The sequence below is a fragment of the Streptomyces sp. AC555_RSS877 genome (assembly GCF_019049245.1).
GTDB lineage: Bacteria > Actinomycetota > Actinomycetes > Streptomycetales > Streptomycetaceae > Streptomyces.
On record NZ_JAGMUK010000077.1, the window covers coordinates 155,916 to 180,965 of the forward strand.

The following is a 25,050-nucleotide window of genomic DNA, read 5'->3' on the forward strand; positions in this document are numbered from 1 at the left end:
CCGTGTGGTCATGTGTGTACGATTAGGCCGCTTGGGTGAGGCAAGGTACGGACGCGTTCCGGCGCGTCGGTACAGTGCCGCGGTGACCTCAATCACCAACCAAACGTGTTCTCCGGCCCGCAGGCGGGTACTGCTGGGACTGCTGGCGTCAGGGGCAGGGGTGGCGCTCTCACCGGTCCTGACGGCGTCGGGGTCGGTCGTGCCGGCGGAGGGGTTCGAGGAGACATATCGCCGCCGTCGTGTGGTCGGCGTCAGACACCGCGTCGGCGGGTCCGAAGACGACGGCTCCGGCGGGTGGCAGGTCACCGTGGACGGACGGCCGCTGCACCTGATGCGTCGGGCGGACGGCAGCTGGATGACCATGGTCGACCACTACCAGTCCTATCCGACACCGCTCGCCGCCGCGCGCGCGGCCGTCGATGAACTGGGTCCCACCGAAGGGCTCGGCACGCCGGGCGACAGTGGCGGCCGCACGACCGGCAGCGGTGCGGCGGGCGGCCGCACAGGAGTCGAGGGGGATCATCGCAGTGGTGTACACGCGTAAGGACGTCAGTACGCTCACCCGTTCCGAGCGGCGCCGGCTCATCAACGCATTGCTCGAGGTCAAACGCCGCGGCGAGTACGACGAGTTCGTACGCACGCACATCGAGTACTACAAGCCCGACGGGGAACGAGGCCTGCGCACCGCGCACATGGCGCCCTCCTTCCTGCCCTGGCACCGCAGGTTCCTGCTGGACCTGGAGCGGGCACTGCGCCGCGTGGACGATGCGGTGACCATCCCGTACTGGGACTGGACGCGTGATCGCACTCCGAAGGCCGCACCGTGGACCGATGACCTGCTCGGCGGCACCGGGCGGAGGTCCGACCGCCAGGTCATGACCGGCCCCTTCGCTCACCGCAACGGCAAGTGGACCATCAGGGTGGGATTCACCGACACCCCGTTCCTCCAGCGTGACCTGGGCCGCTCCCAGAATCCCATCGCACTGCCGACGGCCAGGGACGTGGCGGGGGCCCTCGCCGATCCCGTCTACGACACGGCGCCGTGGAACTCCACGTCCGCCAAGGGGTTTCGCAACAAACTGGAGGGGTGGGGACCGGGGAGGGGCGCCGCCTCGTGGCGCAACCACAACCGGGTTCACCGCTGGGTCGGCGGCCAGATGGTGGGTGGCGCCTCCGCCAACGACCCCGTCTTCTGGATGCACCACGCCTTCGTCGACCTCCTGTGGTCCCGCTGGCAGCAGCGGCACCCGAACGCCCGCTACCTCCCCGCGAGACCGCTCGCCGCGGGCGACGCCCAGCACGGCCGGGTCGTCGCACGGCGGGAGAAGTTGCCGCCGTGGGACGTGACACCGGAGAAACTGCAGGACCACAGCGGGATCTACCGGTACGCGTAGCGACCGCCGTGTGACCGGCCGGTCGGCCGTCAGGGCAGCCGTCGTACCGGGTGGCCCGACAGGTAGGCCCGGATGTTCTCCACGGCCTGGCCGTAGTACGTCGTGTAGTTGTCCCGGGAGACGTAGCCGAGATGGGGAGTGGCCAGCAGGCGAGGGGCGGTGCGCAGGGGGTGGTCGGCCGGGAGGGGCTCGGTGTCGAAGACATCGACTGCGGCGCCCGCGATGCGGCCCTCGTGCAGCGCGGACAGCAGGGCGTCCTGGTCGACGATGGCCGCGCGGGAGGTGTTGACCAGGTACGCGGTCGGTCTCATCAGGGCGAGTTCGGCGGGGCCCAGAAGGCCGCGGGTGCGGTCACCGAGGGCCAGGTGGACGGAGACGAAATCGCTGGACTCCAGCAGCGCCTCCTTTGAGGGGGCGAGGCCGACGCCCACCTCGTCGGCGCGCTCCCGGGTGAGGTTCTGGCTCCAGGCGCTGACGTGCATGCCGAAGGCGAGCCCCACCTGCGCCACCCGGCTGCCGATCTTGCCCAGCCCGAGCAGTCCGAGGCGGCGGCCGTGCAGGTCGGCGCCGACCGTCTGCTGCCAGGGGCCGCCGGAGCGCAGGGCGTTGCTCTCCTCGACGATCTGGCGGGCGAGGCCGAGCAGCAGGGCCCAGGTCAGTTCGACGGGCGGGGTGGAGGAGCTGGCCGTGCCGCAGACGGTGACGCCGTTCGCCTCGGCGGCGACGTAGTCGATGACGGTGTTGCGCATTCCGGAGGCGACGAGCAGCCGCAACCTGGGCAGTCGGGCGAACAGTGAGGCCGGGAAGGGCACCCGTTCTCGCAGGGTGACCACGATGTCGACGTCCGCGAGGGCCGCGGCGAGGGCGTCCTCGTCGGCGAGGTGCTCGCGCAGTGCCACCACCTCCACCTCCCCCTCGATCACCGACCAGTCGGCGAACCGGGTAGCCATCTCCTGGAAGTCGTCCAGCACCGCACAGCGAAGTCGCACGTCGTCTCTCCCGTCTCGTCGGTGACGCGACGGTACACGGGCGGTTGCGGCGGCCCGGCGGTTCCGCGGTTCCGCGGTTCCGGAGATTGCCGACACCCGCGTCACGCAGGAAAGCCCGGAACGTCGGCAGCTCGGTGTCACAGCTGCCCTGAGAGGTCGGTGTCAGAGCGGTCGGTAGTTCCAGGAACTCCGCCGCGTCCCGAGCAGGGGAGGGGTAGAGCCGTCCGCTGTGGTAACCCGCGTCCCATAGCGTCTCTCCCCCAGTTCGCAGGGGTGACTCAGGCTGCGATTCCCACCTTCGAGGGGAACTCCGGTCGTGCTGCCTTGAGGTCCGCCGACCGTGTAGCCCAAGCCACACCACCACTCACCCCGGCTCCCGTCCCGTCCGCCAGTCGACCCACACACCGTGGGGCGGGCGTGGTTCATGGCGTGCTGTAACTGATCCGGACCGCTACGCGCCAGGAGCCCGGTACTGGACCTGCTCCGCTGTGCGCAGGGCCGCCAGCGTTTCATCTACGGTCAGGAGAACAGTCGTCTCAAACGAGCTGAGTGCGCCGCCTCCGCTGATCGCCAGCGCAACCGCAGCCATGGACACGTTGTCCGGGGCCTCCCACAGGTTGTAGCCGTCGTGTGTGCCGAAGGCGTACCAGAAGCCATGGAGCTTCCCGCCCACGGACTCGATGTACGACTTAGCGGCCTGTGCGCGGTCCTCCGGGTGGCCGATCAGCCTCGCCCAAGTCTCCGGCGTGTAACTGAACCTCGATAGGTAGAGCGGCATCATTTCTCCCTTTCGTTCCATCAAGGGATGCCCTGAGGGGCGGCAAACGCGTCGGCGGCGGCCCGGGTATCCCCCGAACGGCCGGGGCTATGAGCGGCAGGCGACAGTCGGCGGATGGGACGCTCACCCGGGCGGCGTGCAGAGGCTTTGGGCGGGAACTTCCCGGCGGGCCATGGCGAAGCCCACCGAAAGGTGGGCGGTCGGAGTGTCGCGCCCACAGCCACCGAAACCCGGTGACAGCCGGGAGAGCTCCGGACACTCTCTTGATCGTCAAGGGGAGCGCCCGGGACTTCGTCGTATCGAGCGGTACACCTGACCAGCAAAAACGCCCTCCCGGAGGAAGGGCGAGGATAGGCGCCCCCGGCAGGACTCGAACCTGCGGCCAAGCGCTTAGAAGGCGCCTGCTCTATCCACTGAGCTACGGGGGCCGGGTGTGGTGGCCTCTGTCCTGGGTGCCCGGGTGTGGGCCGGTCCGTGACGCTGCCGGGGACAAGGATAGGGCTCCCGCGTCCTTGTCCCTGTTGCTTCCCCTCCGTGGCTCGATGTGGAGGTTCGGTGAAGCGGTCCTGATAATCGCAGGCAGGTACGAATCGTGCACCGCTTTTGGCGTCTTGCGCCTCGGGTGTTGTGCACTCGTTATGCCTGGACTGTGGCCGCGCCCCAGTCGCCCCTTCCGTCCGTTGTGTCCTGTCGGCGCGCAGACATGCTCATATGCTTCAGAATTCCCCTAAAATTGGGCATTCTTCACATGTGGTGACCTTGGACGTACGGCCTCAGCTGCTCGACGCACTCTCCGCCCTGCGCGACCGTGTCGCCGCCGCACGCTTCCCGCTGCCCCTGCCGGGGGCTCCACGCGCGCGTGCCAACCGCGACGAACTGCTGTCCCAGCTCGACGACTATCTGGTGCCCCGCTTGAGAGAACCCGAAGCGCCGCTGCTGGCGGTGGTGGGGGGATCCACCGGGGCCGGCAAGTCGACGCTGGTCAACTCCCTGGTGGGGCGGCGGGTCAGCGAGGCGGGGGTGCTCCGGCCGACCACCCGGACTCCGGTTCTGGTGTGCCATCCGGAGGACCATCACTGGTTCAGCGGGATGCGGGTGCTGCCCGACCTCACGCGCGTGTGGGTGCCCCATCGGGAACAGACGGACGAACTCCTGCTGCCCGGCGAGGACCCCACGCGCGTCCTGCGCATCGAGACCGCCGACACCCTCCCGCCCGGCGTCGCCCTCCTCGACGCCCCCGACATCGATTCCCTCGTCGCCGACAACCGCGTCCTCGCCGCCGAACTGATCTGCGCGGCCGACATCTGGATCATGGTCACGACGGCGGCCCGGTACGCCGACGCCGTGCCCTGGCATCTGCTGCGCACGGCCAAGGAGTACAAGGCCACGCTCGTCACCGTGCTCGACCGGGTGCCCCACCAGGTCGTCTCCGAGGTCTCACGGCAGTACGGCGCGCTGCTCACCAAGGCCGGGCTCGGCGACGTGCCCCGCTTCACCGTGCCGGAACTGCCCGAGTCGGCGTGGGGCGGCGGGCTCCTGCCGGCCACCGCCGTCGCGCCGCTGCGGACCTGGCTCATCCATCAGGCCCAGGATCAGGTGGCCCGGCAGTACGCGATGGCCCGTACCGCGTACGGCGTCCTCGACTCGCTCAAGGCCCGGATGCCCGAGCTGGCGAGCGCGGCCGCCGCACAGTACGCGGCCGCGCTGCGGCTCACCGCAGCCGTCGAGGGGGCGTACGACAGCGAGCACGCGCGCGTACGGGGCCGACTGCAGGCGGGTGCCGTGCTCGCCGGCGACGCCCTGAAGCGCTGGCGGGCCTTCCCGCTCGACTGCACCGCCGACGAACTCCTCGACGCCCTCGTGGAGAGTCTCGGCGCGCTCCTGCTGTGCGCCGTCACCGCGGCCGACGAACGCGTCGAGGAGGCCTGGCGACGCGAACCGGCCGCCGGGGCTCCCGAACTGACCGACCGTGGCACGTCCGCGGAGAGCGCCGAGCACCGCATCGGGCTGGCCGTACGGCGGTGGCGGCGGGAGCTGGAGGAGTACGCCGAGGAGGAGGTGAGCGGCCTCGACCGGAGCGTCGCACCCTCCCCGGAACTCGTCGCCGCCCTCGTCGCCGCCGCCCTGCTGGGCGGCCGCCGGGCGCGGTCGGCCGGCGAGGGACTCGCCGAGCGGATCGGCGCGCACGGCGCTCTGCGGCTGCGTGACCGCGGCGGACGGCTGCTCACCGACCACCTGGACCGGATCATCCGCACCGAACGCGAGCGCCGCCTCGCCCCGCTCGACGCCCTCGACGTCCACCCCGAACCGCAGGCGGAACTCATCGCCGCGCTGTCCGTACTGCAGAAGGAGAGGTGACCGGTGACCGCCGTCACAGACCACGACCACACGGAGCACTCGGACGATGCGGCTGACGCGGCTGACGCGGCTGACGCGGGTCGTCAGGACGACGAGCGAACCGGGAATGCCGGCTCCGAGGAAGGCACGCTCGATGACGGCCGTCCTGACGGTCCTGACCGTGCTGGAGAGGCCGATTCGGGCGAGGGGAGCACGGAAGTCGAGCTCGCCGGTGAAGCGACTCCCGAAGCATCCGGCGAGGCTCAAGAGCCAGAGCAGCGCCCCGGGGAACCCGAGGGGCCGGAGGGGCGCGTGTGTTCCCACGACCGGCACGCGCGCGTGAGTGACGACCACTCCGCAAGCCGTACGGGCGCCTCCGCTCGTACGGACTCAGACAGCGCCTGGGACGACGGGCTGATCGCGCGAAGGGTCACCGAGGAGACCGTCGCGCAGCACGCCACCGTCGTGGAGGCCCGGCCGTCGCATCCGCAGGCCGTGCCCGAGCTGGCGTACGACGGAGCGCTGCGGTCCCGCCTCGAAGCGCTGCGCGAGCTGGTGGGGCTCTCCCGTACGCGGCTGGACAGCAGGACCCTTGCCGAGGCGGGCCGGGTCCTCGACGAGGCGACGGCGCGCCGGCGGCTGTCCGGGCAGCACACCGTCGTCGCCATCGCGGGCGCGACCGGCAGCGGCAAGTCGCAGCTGTTCAACGCGCTCGCCGGAGTGAACATCTCGGAGACGGGCGTACGACGGCCCACCACCGCCGCGCCCATCGCGTGCAGTTGGAGCGACGGGGCGGCCAGCCTCATCGACCGGCTCGGCATCCCGGGGCGGCTGCGGCGGCGCCCTGTGCAGAGCGTCGAGGCCGAGGCGCAGCTGCGCGGGCTCGTCCTGGTGGACCTGCCCGACCACGACTCGGCCGCCGTGCAGCACCGCGAGCAGGTGGACCGCGTCCTGGCCCTCGTCGACGCGGTCATCTGGGTCGTCGACCCGGAGAAGTACGCCGACGCCGTCCTCCATGAGCGCTATCTGCGGCCGATGGCGGGCCACGCGGAGGTCATGTTCGTCGTCCTCAACCAGATCGACCGGCTGCCCGGAGAAGCCACCGAGCAGGTCCTCGACGATCTGCGGCGGCTGCTCGACGAGGACGGGATCGTGCTCGGCGAGTACGGCGAGCCGGGCGCCACCGTGCTCGCCCTGTCGGCGCTCACCGGGGACGGTCTCGGGGAACTGCGGGAGGCGCTCGGCCAGTTCGTGGGGGAGCGCGGGGCCCCGGCACGGCGTATCGCGGCCGACGTGGACGCCGCCGGGTGGCGGCTGCGGTCCGTCTACGCCACGGGCCGGCGAACCGGGCTCAGTGAGCAGGCGCGGGACGAGTTCGCCGCCCGGCTCGCCGAGGCGGTGGGCGCCACCGCGGCGGGCGAGGCGGCCGAACGCGCGTGGCTGCGCAACGCCAACCGCGCCTGCGGGACGCCCTGGCTGCGGCTGTGGCGGTGGTACGAGGACCGGTTCGAACCTTCCACCGGGCGGCTGCCGTCGCGTTCCCCGGTCGACGAGGAGGTCACGGCCCGCCAGCGGGTCGAACAGGCCGTGCGGACGCTGGCCGACCGGGCGTCGGCCGGGCTGCCCGCACCCTGGGGGCAGGCAGTGCGCGAGGCCGCCGTACGCGGCGCGCAGGGGCTGCCCGAGGCGCTGGACGAACTGGCGGCGCGGGCGGGACTGCCGCCGGGACGTCCGCCGCGGCCGGGCTGGTGGCCTGCCGCCGTGTTCGCCCAGGCCTCCATGACGATCCTCCAGGTCATCGGCGGCCTGTGGCTGCTGGGGCAGATCATCGGGGTCACGTCGCCGAACCTGGGCGTGCCGGTGCTGCTGATGGTGGCCGGCATCATCGGCGGCCCGCTGGTCGAATGGAGCTGCCGGATGGCGGCGCGGGGACCGGCGCGGCGGTACGGCCTGGAGGCGGAGCGGCGGCTCAGGGAGGCGTCCGCCGGGTGCGGGCGGGCACGGGTGCTGGATCCGGTGGCGGCGGAACTGTTGCGGTACCGGGAGGTGCGGGAGCAGTACGGGCGGGTCATGGGGGTGGCGGCACGGTGATCCGGCCGCGGGGCGGCCCGAGACACCGGTGACTCGGGGTGGCGTCACTCGTTCGGGTGGCGGAGTTGTCCACAGCCGGGCGGTGGTCCACAGCGCTCAGCGGGCTCGGCCCGATGGAAGCAGTCTGGCCTCGCGGCGATCGCGGCGGACGCGGTCGTCGCGGCAGACGCAGCCGTACGGGACGGGCCCGTCGGCGTATCCGTCCGGCGTGAGTGGCCGGGAGAGGGTGGGGATCGAGATGAACGAGACGGTCATCTGCGCGGTGGGCAACGTGGCGACGCGACCGGTGTTCCGGGAGCTGGCGTCGGGCGCGTCGGCGCGCTTCCGGCTGGCGGTGACCTCGCGGTACTGGGACCGCGAGAAGAACACGTGGACCGACGGTCACACCAACTTCTTCACGGTGTGGGCCAACCGGCAGCTCGCCACCAACGTGACGGCGTCGCTCGACGTCGGCGACCCCGTCGTCGTGCAGGGCAGGTTGAAGGTGCGCTCGGACGTACGCGAGGGGCAGAGCTGGACGTCGGCCGACATCGACGCGCTGGCCATCGGCCACGATCTGGCTCGCGGCACCTCGGCCTTCCGGCGCACTCCCAGGCCGGAGACGGCGGCCGGCGGCGCCCCGGCGCAACCCGAGCCCAACTGGGAGACACCGCCCGCCGAGCCGGACGCCCAACGGCAACCGGAACCTGCTGCGGTGACGTGACGTCAGCCGTTCGCCGGAGAGACGAACCAAGCCCCCGGCCGCGGTGACGTGACGTGACGTGACGTCAGCCTCTGCCGCAACCCGGCCGCGATGACGTGACGTCAACCACCTCCGGAGCTGACCGAACTGCGGCTTATCGGCGAATGCGCGCCGAACAACTGAGGTGGATTTGTCGATAAGCCCTGTTCGGATGCGGTCGTGGCGATAACGATTCCGAGTCGGATCGGTTGCCCGACGGCATCCCCGGGAAGCGCGGTGCGCGAGGTACCTAGGATGCCGGACGTAGGCTCTCGGGGTTTCTGTTTCTGCTGGTGGGACCGCACCCCCCACGTCAACGGGTCCTGCTCGAAGGGGAATTCTGTGTTTTCTTCGTCCTCCGCGCCGTCGGTGCGCAGGCGAGGCGCGGCCCGCCTCGCCGCCGCCGCGCTGATGTCCGCACTCGTCGCCGTCGGCGTGCTGTCCGGCGCGGGCACGGCGTCCGCCGACGAGACGGCGCAGAGTCAGAGCGGCGCGACCGCGACGATAGGCGGACTGAAGACGTACGGCGACGCCGTCATACACGGCGACACCGGAGACCTGACGGTGTCGGCGGGCCTGTTCGAGATGTCCGTCGAGGGCGGCGGCACCCTGCAGACCTACTGCGTCGACCTGCACAACCCCACGCAGCGGGACGCCAAGTACCACGAGACCCCGTGGAGCGGCACCTCGCTCGGCGCCAACAAGAACGCCGGCAAGATCCGCTGGATCCTGCAGAACTCCTATCCGCAGGTCAACGATCTCGCGGCGCTCGCCGCGGCGGCGGGTGTGAACGGCGGCCTGACCGAGGAGGACGCGGCGGCCGGCACCCAGGTCGCCATCTGGCGCTACTCGGACGGCGCCAACGTCGACGCCGTCGACCCGCAGGCCGAGAGGCTCGCGGACCACCTGCACAAGAGCGCCCGGAACGTGGCGGAGCCCCAGGCGTCCCTGACGCTCGACCCGCCCGCGGTCTCCGGCCGCCCCGGCGAGCTGCTCGGCCCGGTCACGGTGCACACCAACGCGGCAGGCGTGACGGTGACACCGCCGGCGGACGCCGCCACCAGCGGGGTACGGATCGTCGGCAAGGACGGCAAGGCGATCACGTCCGCGACGGACGGCAGCCAGCTCTTCGTCGACGTGCCCGAGGACGCGCCGGCCGGCTCGGCCGAGGTGACCGTGCAGGCCTCGACCACCGTGCCGGTCGGCCGCGCCTTCTCCTCCGAGGGTCGCAGCCAGACGCAGATCCTGGCCGGCTCCAGCGAGTCGACGGTCTCGGCGACGGCAAGCGCGGCCTGGGCGAAGGAAGGCGCGATACCGGCCCTGTCCGCGGCGAAGAACTGCGCCGAGGGCGGCCTGGACATCACCGCGACCAACGTGGGCGACGAGACGTTCACCTTCGAACTCATGGGGCTCGAGCACAGCATCCCGGCGGGCGAGTCCCAGACGGTGACCATCCCGCTCCAGGAGGACCAGGCGTACGACTTCACGATCACGGCCCCGGGCGGTCTCGAGCAGCGCTTCACCGGCGTCCTGGACTGCCGGACCCAGGGCAGCGAGACCGGCGGCGACGCGACCCAGACCCTGAGCGAGCCGAGCCCCGCGACGGTCGGCGGCACCGCCAGTGACGTGAACCTCGCCGAAACCGGTGGCTCCAACGCCACTCCGATGATCGCCGGCACAGCCATCGCCCTCGTGGTGATCGGCGGCGCGGCGCTGCTGCTGGTGGGCAGGGAGAAGACGCCGACCCGGGACTAGCGGGCGCCGGCACTCACCGTCCGTCCCTGAGAAAGACGAACCAGACCGGCGTCACATGGGGCGAACCGTCAGGGCGGACGGCGCACAGCCAGACGTTCTTGCCCGGGACGGACGTCCTTGTCCCGGCTTGTCCCTCCAGCCGGTCGAGGACATCGGCCACGAGCGGAGGCGCGGGATCAGTCATGCACGCATCATGACCCCGGCCGTCCAGGTCACGGCCCCCCGGCCTTACTGGTTTCCCCCCAGGGGTAGCCGTCAGGCAAGATGGGGTGTATCTGCCCACTGCCAGAATTCAAGCTGCCGGACGGTTTCTCTTGGCTGAGTACATCTACACCATGCGCAAGACGCGTAAGGCGCACGGCGACAAGGTGATCCTTGACGACGTGACGCTGAGCTTCCTGCCCGGCGCGAAGATCGGTGTGGTCGGTCCTAACGGTGCCGGTAAGTCCACCGTTCTCAAGATCATGGCCGGGCTCGAGCAGCCGTCCAACGGTGACGCCTTCCTGTCGCCCGGCTATTCAGTCGGCATGCTCCTCCAGGAGCCGCCGCTCGACGAGTCCAAGACGGTCCTGGAGAACGTGCAGGACGGCGCCGCCGAGATCATGGGCAAGCTCAAGCGCTTCAACGAGGTCGCCGAGCTCATGGCGACCGACTACTCGGACGCGCTCATGGAGGAGATGGGCAAGCTCCAGGACGACCTGGACCACGCCAACGCGTGGGACCTGGACACGCAGCTGGAGCAGGCCATGGACGCCCTGGGCTGCCCGCCCGGCGACTGGCCCGTCACCAACCTCTCCGGTGGTGAGCGTCGACGGGTGGCGCTGTGCAAGCTGCTGCTCGAAGCTCCCGACCTGCTGCTGCTCGACGAGCCCACCAACCACCTGGACGCCGAGTCCGTGCAGTGGCTGGAGCAGCACCTCGCGAAGTACGCGGGCACCGTCGTCGCCGTGACCCACGACAGGTACTTCCTCGACAACGTCGCCGAGTGGATCCTCGAGCTGGACCGCGGCCGCGCCCACCCGTACGAGGGCAACTACTCCACGTACCTCGACAAGAAGGCCTCCCGGCTCAAGGTCGAGGGCCAGAAGGACGTCAAGCGGGCGAAGCGGCTCAAGGAAGAGCTCGAGTGGGTGCGGTCCAACGCCAAGGGGCGTCAGGCCAAGTCCAAGGCGCGTCTGTCCCGCTACGAGGAGATGGCCGCCGAGGCGGACAAGATGCGGAAGCTGGACTTCGAGGAGATCCAGATCCCGCCGGGCCCGCGTCTGGGCAGTGTGGTCGTCGAGGTCACCAACCTCAGCAAGGCCTTCGGTGACAAGGTCCTCATCGACGATCTCTCCTTCACGCTGCCGCGTAACGGGATCGTCGGTGTCATCGGTCCGAACGGCGCCGGCAAGACCACCCTCTTCAAGATGATCCAGGGCTTCGAGACCCCGGACTCCGGCACGATCAAGGTCGGCGACACCGTCAAGATCGCCTACGTCGACCAGGGCCGCGAGAACATCGACCCGAAGAAGTCGCTGTGGGCCGTGGTCTCGGACGAGCTCGACTACATCAACGTCGGCCAGGTCGAGATGCCGTCGAGGGCCTACGTCTCCGCGTTCGGCTTCAAGGGTCCGGACCAGCAGAAGCCGGCCGGTGTCCTCTCCGGTGGTGAGCGCAACCGCCTCAACCTCGCGCTCACCCTCAAGCAGGGCGGCAACCTGCTGCTCCTCGACGAACCGACGAACGACCTCGACGTGGAGACGCTGGGCTCCCTCGAGAACGCGCTGCTCGAGTTCCCGGGCGCGGCCGTGGTCGTCTCCCACGACCGGTGGTTCCTGGACCGGGTGGCCACGCACATCCTCGCCTACGAGGGTGACTCCAAGTGGTTCTGGTTCGAGGGCAACTTCGAGTCGTACGAGAAGAACAAGATCGAGCGGCTGGGTGCGGACGCCGCGCGTCCGCACCGCGCCACCTACAAGAAGCTGACCCGGGGCTGATCTTGCGGCACATCTACCGCTGCCCGCTGCGCTGGGCGGACATGGACGCGTACGGCCACGTCAACAACGTGGTCTTCCTCCGCTACCTGGAGGAAGCCCGTATCGACTTCCTGTTCCGTCCGGAGAAGGACTTCAAGCAGGGGTCCGTGGTGGCGCGCCACGAGATCGACTACAAGCGGCAGCTGGTCCACCGGCACACGCCGGTGGACATCGAGCTGTGGATCACGGAGATAAGGGCGGCGTCCTTCACGATCGTGTACGAGGTCAAGGACCCGGACCAGGTCTACGTCCAGGCCTCGACGGTGATCGTGCCGTTCGACTTCGAGGCGCAGCGGCCGCGTCGGCTCACCGCGCAGGAACGCGAGTTCCTGGAGGAGTACCGCGACGACCGGGGTGACGACTCCGCCGAGGGGGAGGCCGTCGCCGCATGACGGTGCTCCACCTCGCCGACGAGGGGGAGGCGGCGGACCTCGCGGCCTTCCTCTCCCGGCTGCTCCACTACGACCGTGGAGCAGCGGTGCGCCTCCAGGCGGCCGGCACCGCGCTCGCCGTCTTCGGACGGCCGCCGTCCTTCGACGTACTGGCGATCCGTACGGTGCGGCTCGCCAAGCCGTACGAGGACGGGCTCGACGTCACGCTGGACGTGACCGTGTCCGCGGGCGAGTTCCTGGAGTCCCTCGACGAGGCCGCGGTCACCGTGGGCGTTCCGGGGGCGGTGACCGGGCCGCCGTGGGCCGGGGTGCTGCCGCCGCGCGGCGGGTGGCGGGTCCAGGCCGGGCTGCCGGAGCCGGACGCCCTGCGGGCGCTGGTCGCCGCTGTGATCGCCGAATTCCGCTCCCGTACCCAGGAGTTGGGACCTGAGGCGCGTACCAGGGCCGAACTCGACCGGATCGGGCGGGAGGTCTGGTCCCGGACCGTCGGGGACACCGGGCTGCCGGTACGGGCCGTGCACGCGGCCCAGTCGCTGGGGTTCCTGCGCCCGGCCGTGCCCGCAGCGGACACGCGTGCGCCCGACGAGGCGCCGCTGGGGCTGTTCTCGTCGGGTGCATGGCTCAGGCTGCGCACGCCGTACGGGTCGATCGCCGTACGCAGGGCGGGGCTCGGGGCACTGGACGTCAGCGTCCGCTGAACCGCCGCGGCGCCGGCGGCTCCGCTGCGTCAACGCCCCGCTGTACCGGCAGCCCTCTGCGCTGCAGGAGCGGGGCGAGGATGCCGGCCGTGGTGATCAGGGCCACCGTGGTCGAGCACTGCGTCAATACCCGTACGCATTTTCGTTTGGTTACGATGCGTGACGGTCGTGGTCAGCCGCGCTCGCTGTCGTCCGGCCACACGCCGATGTGGTCCGCCTCCAGTTGCAGGGCCACGCGGTCACGCATGCCGAGGGCACGGGTGTAGTCGGCGGGGAGCTGGAGGCGGCCGGCGCGGTCGAGCATGGCGTATTCGCGGGCGACCACCGTCTCGTGACCGGTCGCCGCGTCGACCTCGCTGCGGCGCAGGACCTCGGTGGAGGTACGGCCGTCACGGATGGCGACCGTGCGGCGGACCTCGCCGGCGACCGCCTGGTCGTGGGTGACGATCACGATGGTGGTGCCGAGCTGATCGTTGGCGGTGCGGAAGGCGGCGAAGACCTGTTCCGCGGTGTGGGAGTCGAGTTCGCCGGTGGGTTCGTCGGCGAGCAGGATCGCCGGGTTGTTGGCGAGGGCGACGGCGATGGCGGCGCGTTGTTGCTGGCCGCCGGACATCTGGTGCGGGCGGCGGTCGCGGCAGTCCGCGATCTCGAGCAGGTCGAGGAGTTCCAGGACGCGTCCGGTGTGGGCGCGGCGGGACCTGGGGGTGCGGGTGCGTCCGGCCAGTTGCATCGGGAGGGCGGCGTTCTGGGCGGCGGTCAGGTAGGGGAGGAGGTTGCGGGAGGTCTGCTGCCAGACGAAGCCGACGACTTCCCTGCGGTAGGCGAGGCGGTCCTTCGCGGCCATCGTGAGGAGGTCGCGGCCGGCCACGCGGGCGGCGCCGGCGGTGGGGGTGTCCAGGCCGGCGAGGATGTTCATGAGGGTGGACTTGCCGCTGCCGGACGCGCCCACCAAGGCCATGAGCTCGCCCTCCCGGACCAGGAGGTCGAGGCCCTGGAGGGCTTGGACTTCGACGCCGTCCGTGGTGAAGATGCGGACGAGACGGTCGCAGGTGATGAGGGCGTCGTGGCCGTAGGCGGGGCGGTCGCGGTCCTGTGCGGCGCGGTGGGTCAGGTCGTTGAGTGTCGGGTTCGTCGTCATCCTGGGTCTCCTAGGGGGTGTTTTGGAAGTCCTGTGCGGTGCCCGCGGTGTTCGGTGCGTGCCCTCGGCGTGCCGGACGAAGGCCCTCGTACTGGACGTACTTGGGTCTTTGGCCGGTGCGGCGAGGGTGCGTGCCGGGCGCCGTGGGTGCTGTGCGGGACTTCCAAAACACCCCCTAGCAGCACGACTGCCCGCAGCCGGAGCAGCGCAGGTATGTGGTCAACGGGCGTCCCCCGCCCTCAGCTCCCGCACCGACCCGCGCCGCCCCGACCACCACGCCTGCCCCACCGCCACCCCCACCGCCAGCAGCAGCACCGAAAGCGCCGGCACGGTCAACGACAGGGCGTCCGTGTGGAGTTCGGCCTTGCCCGGAGAGGACGGTGCCGAGGCGAGGGCGATGGTCGTCAGGTCGATGCCCGGGGAGAGGAGGCGGATGGCGGCCCACCCGGTGAGAGTGCCGCCGACGGCCGCCAGTACGGCCTGGGGGAGGGACTCCAGGACGAGGAGGCGGCGGCCCTGGGCGCGGGTGAGGCCCATGGTGCGGAGGCGGGCCAGCAGGGCGGTGCGTTCGGGGGCGGAACGCAGCAGGGCGAGGAGGAGGGCCAGGACGGCGTAGCCGGCGCCGGCTGCCACCGCGGCGGTGTAGACGCGTTCGGCGCCGGACTGGAGGGGGGAGTCGACGAACCGGGCGCGTTCCTCGGACCGTAGCCGGACGGTCGTCGACTCGCCCGCCGCCCGGCGCAGCGCCCCGGCGTCCAGGTGGTTCCCGCTCAGCAGCAGGGCCGTCGGGCGGGCGGCTGCGCCACTGAGTCCGGCGCGGTCGACGACCAGGAAGTGGGCACCGGAGACCGCCGGGGTGCCGTCCCGGACGAGGACGATCCGGACGGTGACCGTGCTGCCGTCCTCCAGACGGACCGGGAAGGGGCGCGTGCCGTACAGGGCGGCGGTGGCGGGGGAGGCCAACGCGGGCAGGGGTACGGCGTTGCCGGTGGCAGCCGCCCCCGCCTCCCCGCCTCCGCCTCCGCCCCCGGCGGTCAACTCCACCTCCCCAAAAGCCCAGTTTTCCGTCCGTCCCGCCAGTGACGCGTAGTCACCGGGGTCCATTCCCACCACCGGAACCGTCACCCGACCGTCGTCCGGCTTCGCCTGGTACGTGATGCTTGCCTCCGCCAGGCCGTCCACGCCCGGCACGCGGCGGAGCCGGTCGGGCAGGGGGGCCGGGAGGGGGCCGGTCGTCTCGATGCGGGCGTCGGCGCCGACGGCGAGCAGGGCCGCGTGGTCGCGGGTCTCGCGCACCCCGGCGAGGACCGAACCGCCGAAGGCCGCGCTGGTCAGCGCGGTGAGCAGGGCGAGGAGGGGCAGTGCCGCGGAGACGGAGGTGCGCCCGGCACGGGCCAGCGAGAGGTGGCCCACCGCGCCCCGCAGCCGGCCGGCCGGGCGGGCCAGCGCCCGCAGGGGGAGCGGGTAGAGCCGGACCAGGACCAGCGCCGCGATCACGCCGATCAGCACCGGGGCCAGCGACACGAGCTGGTCTCCGGCGGAACCCGACGTGCCGCGTCGGCGCAGGCTCTCGACCGCGCCGGCCGCGAGGACCACCAGCGTGAGTTCCGCGACCGTACGGCGTCGGGACGGGCGTACGGACGTCACGTCCTCGCGGCCGCCGTGCACCCGTACCGTCCGGTGTGCGGCGGCGGCGCGCAGGGGCAGGGCGGCGCAGGCGACGGCCGTGACCGCCGCCGCTGCCAGCAACGCGGACAGGGAGCGGGGCGCGGGGAGCGCGAGCAGCGCGGCCGTGAGGCCGAGGGCGCCCGCGGGGAGGGCGGTCACCGTGGTCTCGGCGAGCAGTCGCCCGGTCACACCCCGCAGGGAGGCGCCGCGGGCGCGCAGGAGGGCGAGTTCGGTGCGGCGGCGGTCGGCGGCGAGGCCGCCCGCCATCAGCAGGACGACGGCGGCGACCGTGCCGGTGCCGAACGCGGCGACGGCGACGAGCGGGTCGACGCCCTCGCGCAGCCGGGCGTAGGAGGCGAGCACGTCGTCGAGGTCGGTGCTCACCTCGGTGACGCCGGACGTGTACTCGTCCGCGAGGTCGCCGATCGCCGTGCGCACCTTCTGCAGTGCCGGGCCGGACTCCAGGGAGGCGACCGCGGGCCGCAGCCGGTCCACGTCGTACGCGTGCAGGGCGTCGGCGGCGGGGGTCAACTGCCAGTAACGCCAGGGGTTTCCGGGGGTGCCGAGGATCGCGGGGGCCGCCTCGGGGGCGAGCAGGAGGGCGCCGAGCCAATAGGTGTCCGCGTCCGAGGACGGGCCCGGCAGGCGGACGAGGGTGGGGGTGCGCAGGAGGGGCTGGGCCGACCAGTAGCTGCCGGACGGGTCGCGCGGGGCGACGATCGCGGTGACGCGGACGGCGAGGGGATCGCGTTCCACGCCGGGCACGTGGATCACCGAACCGGCCTTGATGCGCAGGCTCCTGGCGGTCTCGACGGTGACCGCGGCCTCCACCTCGGCCGTCGCGGCGGTCACCTGGCCGGCCGCGCTCGGGAGGCGTCCGGTCCGCAGGTCCGCGTGGTCGGCGAGTCCGGCCTGGGCGACGAGGGACACCTGCGCGGGCAGCCCGGTCGGCCTCGGCAGCCACGGGTCCGACGTCACCAGGTCCGTCTTCGTCCGCACGCCGTACGTCGACCGGCCGCGGTCGACGGTGAGCGGCGCGGGGGCGAGGGCGCCGATCTCGTCGTACTGCCGGGCCAGGGTGTCGGGGCGCAGGGCGTCCTCCCGCTGCGTCTGCGGCAGCAGCAGGCCGGGGGGCGGGGCGGCGACCTGCACGCCGCTCCGCTCGGGCCCGGCCTGCTCGACGGCCCGGTGCAGACCGGCGTCCGCGTACCGGTCGACGGCCCGGGGGAACGCGGCGGCCAGAGCCGCGGTCAGCGCCACCAGCAGCGCGAGCGCCCAGGCGGCGCCGGGGGCGGTCCGCAACCTGGTGCGCACCCAGGGCGTCATCGCCGACCTCACGTCACTCACCCCCCTGTTCCCGCAACGACGTGACCGGATTCGCCCGCCGAAGCGCCAGCACCCCCGTGACCAGGGCCGGAGGCAGCGCCACCGCGGTCAGCAGTACGGCGACCCCGGTGACCGGCAGTTCGACGAGCACCTCGGGCACCGGCCGGGCGGCCTCGGAGGTCAGCACGATCAGGGGGACCACGGCCCGGGTCAGAACCGTGCCCAGGGCGGTGCCCACCAGCAGCGCCAGCGCCACCAGCACCCCCTGCTCGACGGCGACCGCGCGGGCCAGCCGCCGGCGTGGGGCGCCCAGCGCGCGCAGTACGGCGAACTCGGCGCCCCGCTCCCGCAGGGAACCCGTCGCGCTCACCGCGAACCCGACCGCGGCGAGCGCCGCCGCCACCCCGGCCGCCGCGGCGAACGCCGCCTCGGGGCCCGCGCCGAACGGGTCGTCGCGCAGCTGCTCGGCGATCTCGTCCCGCACCACCACCTGCGCCGGATCCGTGTCGGGCCGCGCCCGCAGCGCCGCCGCGACCTCACCGGCCTCGCCCGGCGCGGTCCGCAGCCACCACTCGGTGGGCGTGACGCTCTGCGCGTACCGCGCCTCCAGCACCCGGTTCACCGAGCGGAGATCGACCAGCAGCGCCCCGCCGGTCGACTCCTCGGTGGTCGGCAGCGCCCGCACCGCGCGCACGATCCGCACCGGCACGGTCCCGCCGCCGAACGCCAGGTCCACGCGCTGCCCGGTGCGGGCGCCCGCGGAGGCGAGGAAGCGGTCGGTCGCGACGGCCGTGACGGCGGGCGGCGGGGGCTGTGCGACCCGGAGTCGCAGCGTCAACGACGAGAGCACCCAGGTGTATTCGCGGGGGACGTACCCCGTGCCGTAGTCGACCGTCGGCCGTCCCGACGGCGTGCTCAGGCGCGGCTCGGTCGGCTTCGTGCGCTCGTCCGGACCGGCCGCCTCCGCGTCGCTGAGCGCCCCGGCCTTCCAGGCGGTGGGCAGCGGCAGCCGCCGTACCGCCCCCTCGGGGTCGACGGCGGTCAGCTCGTCCAGCGCGAAGCGGTGCCGCTCGGCGTGGTCGACCGGCTGGGGCATGACCAGTTCCACGCCGGTGAGCGTGAGCGGACCCGAGGGGACGTCCAGCTCGAGGGTGTGCCCGCGGCCGTCGGAGGGGAGTTCGCCGGCCGGGAGCTGGTACGGGGTGCCGTAGCGGTCCTGGAGGGTGACGGTGACGTCGGCCGTCGTGCCCGGGCCGGCCGAGCTGCGCAGGGTCGCGGTCAGCCGCAGCCGGTCGGTGTCCGCGGGCACCTTCGCGCCCGCCGACGTGCCCTTCGGGCCCAGCCCGGCCAGCAGCGGCCGCACCGGCTCGGACGCCAGGTCGGGGCGCAGCAGCAGGGCGCTCTTCGCGTGCGCGGTGTCGAGCGCCAGCACGGTCGCGGTCCGGTTGCCCGACAGCGACAGCTCGGTGCGTACGGCGGGGGCGGCCTGACGTACGCGGGGGACGGCCGCGTACTCGTCGGTGCGGCCGAGGCCGCCCTCCCCGGCGGCGAGGATCCGCACCGACGTTCCGGCGCGGAAGTCGGCCTGGTCGTTCTGCGAGCGGTCCCAGGAGGCGCCCTGCCCGATCGCCAGCATGCCCAGCGCGACGGCGAGGACGAGCAGCAGCACCGGGCCCGCCCCGCGCATCGGGCGGCGGGCGATCTGCCAGCCCGCCAGCGCCGCTGTCAGCCCGCGCCCGCCGGCCGCCCGGCGTTCGGCGAGCCGTGCCACCGGAGGCAGCAGCCGCAGCGTCACGACCGTCCCGGCCAGCAGCGCGAGCGCGGGAGCCGCCACCAGCAGGGGGTCGATGCCGAGCGTGCCGGTGGCGTCGCCGGTAACGGCCCCGGTGGTCTGGCGGCTCAGCTGCCAGTACGCGACCGCGGCCACCGCCAGCAGCCCGAGGTCGGCGCCCGCGCGGATCGCGGGGGGCAGAGCGCGCGCCCGCCCGACGGCGAGGGACGAGGTCAGCGCGGGCAGCGTCACCGCGAGCGCGCAGCCCAGCGCCACGCCCGCCGCCACCAGCCACACCCCGGCGCGCCCGCCGGCCGGCACGTCCAGGTGCAGCCCGATCCGGGCCAGCGGCCCCCGCCCGGCCAGCAACCGGGTCAGCGGCCCGGCGAGCAGCGGCGCGCAGACCACCGCGGGGACGGCCAGCAGCAGCGCCTCCAGGGCGGTGAGGCCCGCGATCCGGCGGCGGGAGGCGCCGCGGGCCAGCAACAGCCGGGTCTCGCCCGCGCGTTCGGTGCTCAGCAGCCGGGCCACCAGCAGCAGGGCGCAGGCCGCGAGCAGCACCAGCTGAAGGGCCACGATCAGGAGCGTCGAGCGGGACACGAGCAGCGAGCGGTCGACGCGGTCCAGGACGTCGGGCAGGCCGGTGGACGCGGCGGTGCTGCCGCTGAGCACCGGCTGCCTGCGCATCGCCGCGCTCTCGGCGCGGGCCGCCTCGCGCAGGGCGTCGATCCGGCCGGTCGTCAGCGTCGAGAAGTCGGCCGACGCCATCCAGGCCGACGGCCCGGCGCTCACCGTCCCCCCGGTCAGCACACCGGGATCGGCGAGCAGCGGACCGTACGTCGTGAAGTCGACCTGCTTGATCCCGCGCCCGCCGAGGTCGTCCAGTTTCCAGTACGGCGCGTCCGTCCGGGCGGGCCGGTAGAGACCGGTGACCGTGACACGTACGTCCGGGCCGTCGAGCCGGTCGGCGACGGTGAGGCGGGCGCCGGGTCCGAGGCCGAGGCGCCGGGCCGCGGCCTGGGGGAGGGCCACCTCGACGGCACCGGCACGCGGGCCGGGCAGCCGTCCGGCCACGAGCCGTACCTGCGTGGGGTCCAGGGAGGCGAAGAAGGTCAGATCCGGGTCCCCGGACCGTTCGGCGGGCGGCCGCAGGGAACGGGGCAGGGCGTACGGTCCCGACCGCTGCAGCGTCCGTACCGTCACAGGCAGTCCGTCGAAGGTCCTGCGGGCCGCGTCCCGTACGGCGGCGTCGGCGGCCGTGCGCTGGTCGGCCGGCACGTCGGCCTTGACGATCAACGCGGTGTCGACGGCGCTGCGGGGGTCCCGTAAGGAATGGCGCAGGGCCGCGTCACCGATCGCGCCCGAGTAGGCGGCCAGGGTCGCCAGGACGGCCGTGGTCAGCAGGACGGTCAGCAGCGCGGCGGCGAGCAGCAGCCGGTGCGCCCGGGCGCGCAGGAGGACGAATCTCGCGGCCCCGCCCCACCCCGTCACCCGGCCCCCCGCCGTGTTCCGTCGTTCCCCCGTTGTCCCGATCTCCGGGCGATGCTGTCAGAGGGGACCGGCCGCGGGTAAGCGCTTGTGGGGCGGGCTTGACCGGATCGTGACCGGAATCCGGGGCCGTACGACCGGAATCCGGGCCTCAACCGTCGTTGTAGCCCTTGTAGCCCTTGTAGCCCTTGTTCAGTCGGCGGTGTTCACCATCGAGGCCGCCGCGTACGTCAGGTAGTTCCACAGCGTGTGCTCGTGTTCCTCGGACAGGCCGAGGTCGTCTACGGCGTCCCGCATGTGCTTCAGCCAGGCGTCGTGCGCCGCCCGGTCGACGGTGAAGGGGGCGTGGCGCATCCGCAGCCGCGGATGGCCGCGGTTGTCGCTGTACGTCGTCGGGCCGCCCCAGTACTGCATCAGGAACAGCACCAGGCGCTCCTCGGCCGGGCCCAGGTCCTCCTCGGGGTACATGGGCCGCAGGATCGGGTCCTCGGCGACTCCCTCGTAGAAACGGTGGACGAGGCGGCGGAAGGTCTCCTCCCCGCCGACCTGCTCGTAGAAGGTCTGCTCCTGCAGTGTGCCGCGCCGAATCTCTGTCACGCCGTCCATGGTCTCAGACGGGTGGACCGAGGACTCAAGGCTTAGGTCCACCCCGGCCGAGGGTGCACAGTGGACGTATGGGAGCGCACGCTCTGGACAAGAAGCTGGACGACCTCGCCGCCGCCGCGCGAGCGGCGCTGGTGCGTGAGATCGACGAGAGCGGGGCGTGGGACGCCGACCCGGTGTGGAGAGAGGCGTTCCAGGCGGTGCCGCGGCACCTGTTCGTGCCGTACTACTACGTCGGCGTCGTGGGCGGCTACGAGCGGCTCTGGGGTGAGAGCCCCGACCCGCGCACTCGCGAACGCTGGCTGCGCGGCGTCTACACCGACACCCCGCTGGCCACCCGCTTGCGCGACGGCGAACTGGTCTCCTCCAGCAGTCAGCCCTCGCTGATGGCGATGATGCTGGCCGACCTGCGGGTGGCGGACGGCGACCGGGTCCTGGAGATCGGCGCGGGCACGGGGTACAACGCCGCCCTGCTCGCCCATCGCCTCGGCGACGACAACCTCGTCACCACCGTCGACCTGGAACCGGAGATCACCGAGGCGGCCCGGCAGCACCTGGCCGTCGCCGGCTACCGCCCCGTCGTCGTCACCGGCGACGGAGCGCGCGGGGTGCCCGAACGCGCCCCCTTCGACCGGATCATCGCGACCTGCACACTGCCGTCGATCCCGCCCGCCTGGCTCCCCCAGTGTCGCCCCGGCGCCCGCATCCTCACCCCGCTCGCGACCGGCCTGGTCGCGCTGACGGTGACGGACGCCGGGCAGGCAGAGGGGCGCTTCCTGCACACGCCCGCCTACTTCGTGCCGCTGCGCGGCGGCGGGCCCGAGCCGGAGCAGGCTCCGCTGGGCGGGGTGCCGCGCCCGGCCAGGGACCACGAGCTGTTCAGGTTCCTGCTCGCCCTGACCCGCGGCAGCCTCGACCCGCAGGAGGCGTACGCGCTGTGGGAGCGCGAGGGACAGCCGCACCGCGAGCGGTACGGCATCACGGTCAGCAGCGACCGCGAGTGGGCGTGGCTGGACGATCCGGAGGGGCCCTACGCATGGCCCCTCCGGTCCTGAGAACGTGCAGGAACCTATCCGCGCCGGATCGTGATCGTCGTCCACGCGCCGACGTGCACCCGGTCCCCGTCCTGCAACGGCACCGGCACGAAGGGCTGGATCGGCTCCTCCGAGCCGTTGACCGTCGTGCCGTTCGTCGAGTTCTGGTCGACGACCGCCCAGGAGCCGTCCGGCTGCTGGACCAGCACCGCGTGCTGGTGCGAGACACCGGGGTCCTCCGGCGGCACCGCCAGGTCGATGTCGGGGGTGTCGCCGGTGGAGTGCCGGCGACGGCCGATGGTGATCTGGTTGCCGGTCAGGGCGCGCTGCTGCTCGGGCGAGTACGCGGGCAGGTTGAGGCCCGCGGCCTCGGGCCCCGAGCGCTGCATCATCGCCATGAAGTAGTCGCGGTCCGGGCCGACGGTCGCCGTCCAGGACGACGGCTGCTGCGGGTAGCCGGGGCCGGGAGCGGGCGGCGCCTGGGTCGCGCCGGGCTGCGGATAGCCGTAGCCACCGCCCTGACCGGGACCGCCCTGACCGGGGCCGCCCGGCGGGGGGAGGACCCAGTCGTCGCCACCGCCGCCGAAGGGCGGGCCGCCCTGCTGCTGCCGGTTCGGATCCTGCGGGTAGCCGGGACCGGGACGGCCCTGCTGACCGGGCTGCTGGAACGCCTGGGGAGCCTGGGGTCCGCCGTGCCGGGTCGGCCCGGGCGGCGGCGGAACCGGCCGCGACGGGTCGGCACCGAAAGGCCCGGGACCGCCGGGGCCGCCCTGACCATCGGGTCCGCCGTGCTGCGGATAGCCGTAGCCGCCTTGTCCACCGGGGCCACCGGGACCGCCAGGGCCACCAGGACCGCCGTAGCCGCCGGGACCACCCGGACCGCCGGGGCCCTGACCCTGACCCTGACCAGGACCGGGGCCCTGACCGGGGCCACCCGGGCCCGGCTGACCGTGGCCGTACTGCGGGCCCGGCGGGATCGGTTCGGCCGGCCGGTTCACCTGCGAGGGGCGTGAGCCCTGGTAGTCGTACGCGTCACCGCCGCCGTACGAGGGTCCCGGAGGCTGCTGGAAACGCGCGGCCGGGTTGGGGCCGGGCGACTGCGGCGCGGCCGGGGTGTACGACGTCGCGGTGTTGGTCAGGAAGTTCCACCGGCACTCCTCGCAGAACGGCGCACCGCCCTCACGGGGCGTGCGGCACTGCGGGCACAGCTCCGGCTCGGGCGCACGGCCGCCGGGCGGACCCGGCTGCGTGCCCGGGCCCTGCGGCGGTGGGAAGCCGTAGCCCCCGCCCGGGGGCGGCGGCGGAGGGGGCGGAGGCACGGCACCCGCCATGCGGTGACCGCAGACCTCGCACCAGTCGTCGGAACCCGACTGGTGTCCGTTCGGGCAGGTCGGCATGTCGGCGCGTCCCCCTCTCCTTCTGTGTCCTACTAGGGTCGTACTGGGTCGTACTGGGTCACTTCTTTACACGAACGGTCTTTGTCGACCGGGTTTCGAGAGTCATCTCGTCGGCCTCGGCGACCTTCGTCTTCAGTCGCACAGTACCTGTCGCGGCATCGACGACGTCCACCACCTTCGCAAGCAGTTTCGCAGTATCGGCGTTGCCGGAGGCACTCGCGAGCTGAACGGCCCGGCCCAGTTTGGCCGTTGCTCCGTCGAAGTCTCCCGATTTGCGCAGATCGAGGCCTTGTTGGATGACCTGTGCCAGTTCGGCCTGGCCGGTGTAGTGGGCGACCTGGGGGTTGATCGACGTGGACGCGACCATGTCGTCGGTCCAGACGGCCCGCACCAGACCCTGCGCGCCCACCAGCGCCTGGGTGCTGCCGTCGGGCTGCGGGACGACCAGGGAGACGCGGGCGGCCAGCATTTCCTGGCCGATGTTCGCGGCCGGGACCTCGACACACACGTGGTAGTCACGGGACTCGTCCCCCCAGGAACCGGTGGGGTAGTCCCCGGCGCGGGGGCCGGACTCGGTGCGGCGGTCGGTCAGTTGCTCGACGGTGGGGGCGACCTGCTTGACGAACTTCACGGTGGTGCCGACCGGCGTCCACAGGCGCAGGGCGACGTCCGCGACCTCCTTGCCCATCGCCGTCTCCATCATCCGCGTGAAGTCGGCGGCCAGACCCGCCGGGTCGGCGACGATGTCGGCGGTGCCGAGCAGCGCGGAGGCGATTGCTGTGACTTCTTTCACTTCCCAGTCGGTGCCCACTCCGCGCGCGTCACAGGTGAAGCGGCCGGCGCAGGCGTCCAGGGAGGCCTGCAGGTCCTCGTGCGACTCGTGTTCGTTGCGGCCGTCGGTGAGCACGATCCCGTGGCGGATGACGACGTCCTCGGAGGACAGCAGCCGGTCCGCGAGACGCAGCCAGGTGCCGATGGCCGTACCGCCGCCGGCGCTGAGCCTGCGCAGCGCCTGTTTGGCCTGGTCGCGGGTGGTGGCGTCGGCGACCGCGAGCCGGCCGGCGCCGGGATAGACCTCCTTGGCCACGTGCGTGCCGCCGATCACCGCGAAGTGCACGCCGTCGCGCAGGGTGTCGATGGCGGCGGCCGTGGCGTCCCGGGCGTTGCGCATCTTGGTCGGCGGGTAGTCCATCGAGCCCGAACAGTCGACCATGATCGCCACGGCCGCGGACGGGCCCTCGCCGGGCGAGTACAGGTGGGGCGCCCCGACGGCGCTTCCGATCGTGCCGCCGCCGCTCGCGGTCACCGTGACGATCGCGTTGACCTCGCGGGCACCCTCCGCCAGGTACTCGTTCTGGTACACGTCCACCGAGAACTGCGGCACGTTCGACTTCGAGAAATTGGCCATGCCTACTCTCATCCCCCTCGAATCCCGCCGAGGCGGGGCGATGA

The 25,050-nt window shown here is 72.6% G+C and carries 19 protein-coding genes, 1 tRNA gene and 1 pseudogene; 10 read left to right on the top strand and 11 right to left on the bottom strand.

Annotated features, from left to right (window positions below; genetic code table 11):
- The first annotated feature begins 82 nt into the window (after positions 1-82).
- Complete coding sequence (locus KUM49_RS31310; RefSeq protein WP_308406824.1) at positions 83-544, top strand: tyrosinase family oxidase copper chaperone; 462 nt, start codon at positions 83-85, stop codon at positions 542-544.
- A complete protein-coding gene (locus KUM49_RS31315; RefSeq protein ID WP_217240335.1) occupies positions 528-1,394 on the top strand; it encodes a tyrosinase family protein in 867 nt (288 codons plus the stop codon). Before KUM49_RS31310 ends, KUM49_RS31315 begins: the two co-directional genes overlap by 17 nt.
- A gap of 29 nt (positions 1,395-1,423) precedes the next feature.
- Here the strand turns inward: KUM49_RS31315 and KUM49_RS31320 are convergent, their stop codons facing one another.
- The 4 genes and pseudogenes from KUM49_RS31320 to KUM49_RS31330 form a co-directional block, all read right to left on the bottom strand.
- A complete protein-coding gene (locus KUM49_RS31320) occupies positions 1,424-2,383 on the bottom strand; it encodes a D-2-hydroxyacid dehydrogenase family protein (RefSeq protein ID WP_217240336.1) in 960 nt (319 codons plus the stop codon).
- 115 nt (positions 2,384-2,498) lie between these two features.
- Positions 2,499-2,747, bottom strand: a pseudogene (locus KUM49_RS50825) (hypothetical protein); the annotation flags it as partial.
- A gap of 87 nt (positions 2,748-2,834) precedes the next feature.
- Positions 2,835-3,161: a GYD domain-containing protein gene (locus KUM49_RS31325; protein ID WP_217240394.1), complete on the bottom strand. Its 327-nt coding sequence runs from the start codon at positions 3,159-3,161 to the stop codon at positions 2,835-2,837.
- Between the two features lie 355 nt (positions 3,162-3,516).
- Positions 3,517-3,589: transfer RNA gene (locus KUM49_RS31330), tRNA-Arg, on the bottom strand.
- A 322-nt stretch (positions 3,590-3,911) separates the two neighbouring features.
- On the opposite strand from KUM49_RS31330, the gene KUM49_RS31335 reads away from it, so the two are divergent.
- The 4 genes from KUM49_RS31335 (at position 3,912) to KUM49_RS31350 (ending at position 10,065) form a co-directional block, all read left to right on the top strand.
- A complete protein-coding gene (locus KUM49_RS31335; protein WP_217240337.1) occupies positions 3,912-5,519 on the top strand; it encodes a dynamin family protein in 1,608 nt (535 codons plus the stop codon).
- A 318-nt stretch (positions 5,520-5,837) separates the two neighbouring features.
- A complete protein-coding gene (locus KUM49_RS31340) occupies positions 5,838-7,589 on the top strand; it encodes a YfjP family GTPase (RefSeq protein WP_308406825.1) in 1,752 nt (583 codons plus the stop codon).
- A gap of 238 nt (positions 7,590-7,827) precedes the next feature.
- Positions 7,828-8,292, top strand: a complete 465-nt coding sequence (locus tag KUM49_RS31345; RefSeq protein WP_217240339.1) for a single-stranded DNA-binding protein — start codon at positions 7,828-7,830, stop codon at positions 8,290-8,292.
- A 360-nt stretch (positions 8,293-8,652) separates the two neighbouring features.
- Complete coding sequence (locus tag KUM49_RS31350) at positions 8,653-10,065, top strand: Cys-Gln thioester bond-forming surface protein (RefSeq protein WP_308406826.1); 1,413 nt, start codon at positions 8,653-8,655, stop codon at positions 10,063-10,065.
- 13 nt (positions 10,066-10,078) lie between these two features.
- On the opposite strand, the gene KUM49_RS31355 is transcribed toward KUM49_RS31350, so the two are convergent.
- Positions 10,079-10,249, bottom strand: coding sequence for a pyridoxamine 5'-phosphate oxidase family protein (locus KUM49_RS31355; protein WP_217240341.1), 171 nt, complete (start codon positions 10,247-10,249; stop codon positions 10,079-10,081).
- Positions 10,250-10,379: 130 nt separating this feature from the next.
- On the opposite strand from KUM49_RS31355, the gene ettA reads away from it, so the two are divergent.
- Genes ettA through KUM49_RS31370 form a run of 3 tightly spaced genes read left to right on the top strand, consistent with a single transcriptional unit; the run spans position 10,380 to position 13,173 of the window.
- On the top strand, positions 10,380-12,044 hold the full coding sequence (gene ettA / locus KUM49_RS31360; protein ID WP_217240342.1) for an energy-dependent translational throttle protein EttA: 1,665 nt from the start codon (positions 10,380-10,382) through the stop codon (positions 12,042-12,044).
- Positions 12,045-12,046: 2 nt separating this feature from the next.
- On the top strand, positions 12,047-12,475 hold the full coding sequence (locus tag KUM49_RS31365) for a thioesterase family protein (RefSeq protein ID WP_217240343.1): 429 nt from the start codon (positions 12,047-12,049) through the stop codon (positions 12,473-12,475).
- Entirely contained in the window at positions 12,472-13,173 is a 702-nt protein-coding gene (locus KUM49_RS31370) for a hypothetical protein (RefSeq protein WP_217240344.1), read from the top strand. Before KUM49_RS31365 ends, KUM49_RS31370 begins: the two co-directional genes overlap by 4 nt.
- A gap of 172 nt (positions 13,174-13,345) precedes the next feature.
- On the opposite strand, the gene KUM49_RS31375 is transcribed toward KUM49_RS31370, so the two are convergent.
- The 4 genes from KUM49_RS31375 to KUM49_RS31390 all read right to left on the bottom strand — a co-directional run bounded on the left by KUM49_RS31375 (position 13,346) and on the right by KUM49_RS31390 (position 21,170).
- Positions 13,346-14,311, bottom strand: a complete 966-nt coding sequence (locus KUM49_RS31375) for an ABC transporter ATP-binding protein (RefSeq protein WP_217240345.1) — start codon at positions 14,309-14,311, stop codon at positions 13,346-13,348.
- A gap of 219 nt (positions 14,312-14,530) precedes the next feature.
- Positions 14,531-17,305, bottom strand: coding sequence for an ABC transporter permease (locus KUM49_RS31380; RefSeq protein WP_217240395.1), 2,775 nt, complete (start codon positions 17,303-17,305; stop codon positions 14,531-14,533).
- A gap of 13 nt (positions 17,306-17,318) precedes the next feature.
- Positions 17,319-20,567, bottom strand: a complete 3,249-nt coding sequence (locus tag KUM49_RS31385; protein WP_217240346.1) for an ABC transporter permease — start codon at positions 20,565-20,567, stop codon at positions 17,319-17,321.
- 189 nt (positions 20,568-20,756) lie between these two features.
- Positions 20,757-21,170, bottom strand: a complete 414-nt coding sequence (locus KUM49_RS31390; RefSeq protein WP_217240347.1) for a globin — start codon at positions 21,168-21,170, stop codon at positions 20,757-20,759.
- 68 nt (positions 21,171-21,238) lie between these two features.
- Here KUM49_RS31390 and KUM49_RS31395 point away from each other — a divergent pair, with 68 nt between their 5' ends.
- Entirely contained in the window at positions 21,239-22,222 is a 984-nt protein-coding gene (locus KUM49_RS31395) for a methyltransferase domain-containing protein (RefSeq protein WP_217240348.1), read from the top strand.
- A 14-nt stretch (positions 22,223-22,236) separates the two neighbouring features.
- Here KUM49_RS31395 and KUM49_RS31400 read toward each other — a convergent pair whose 3' ends face one another.
- Positions 22,237-23,598, bottom strand: a complete 1,362-nt coding sequence (locus KUM49_RS31400) for an FHA domain-containing protein (protein WP_217240349.1) — start codon at positions 23,596-23,598, stop codon at positions 22,237-22,239.
- Between the two features lie 58 nt (positions 23,599-23,656).
- On the bottom strand, positions 23,657-25,006 hold the full coding sequence (locus KUM49_RS31405; protein ID WP_217240350.1) for a VWA domain-containing protein: 1,350 nt from the start codon (positions 25,004-25,006) through the stop codon (positions 23,657-23,659).
- Positions 25,007-25,050 lie beyond the last annotated feature (44 nt).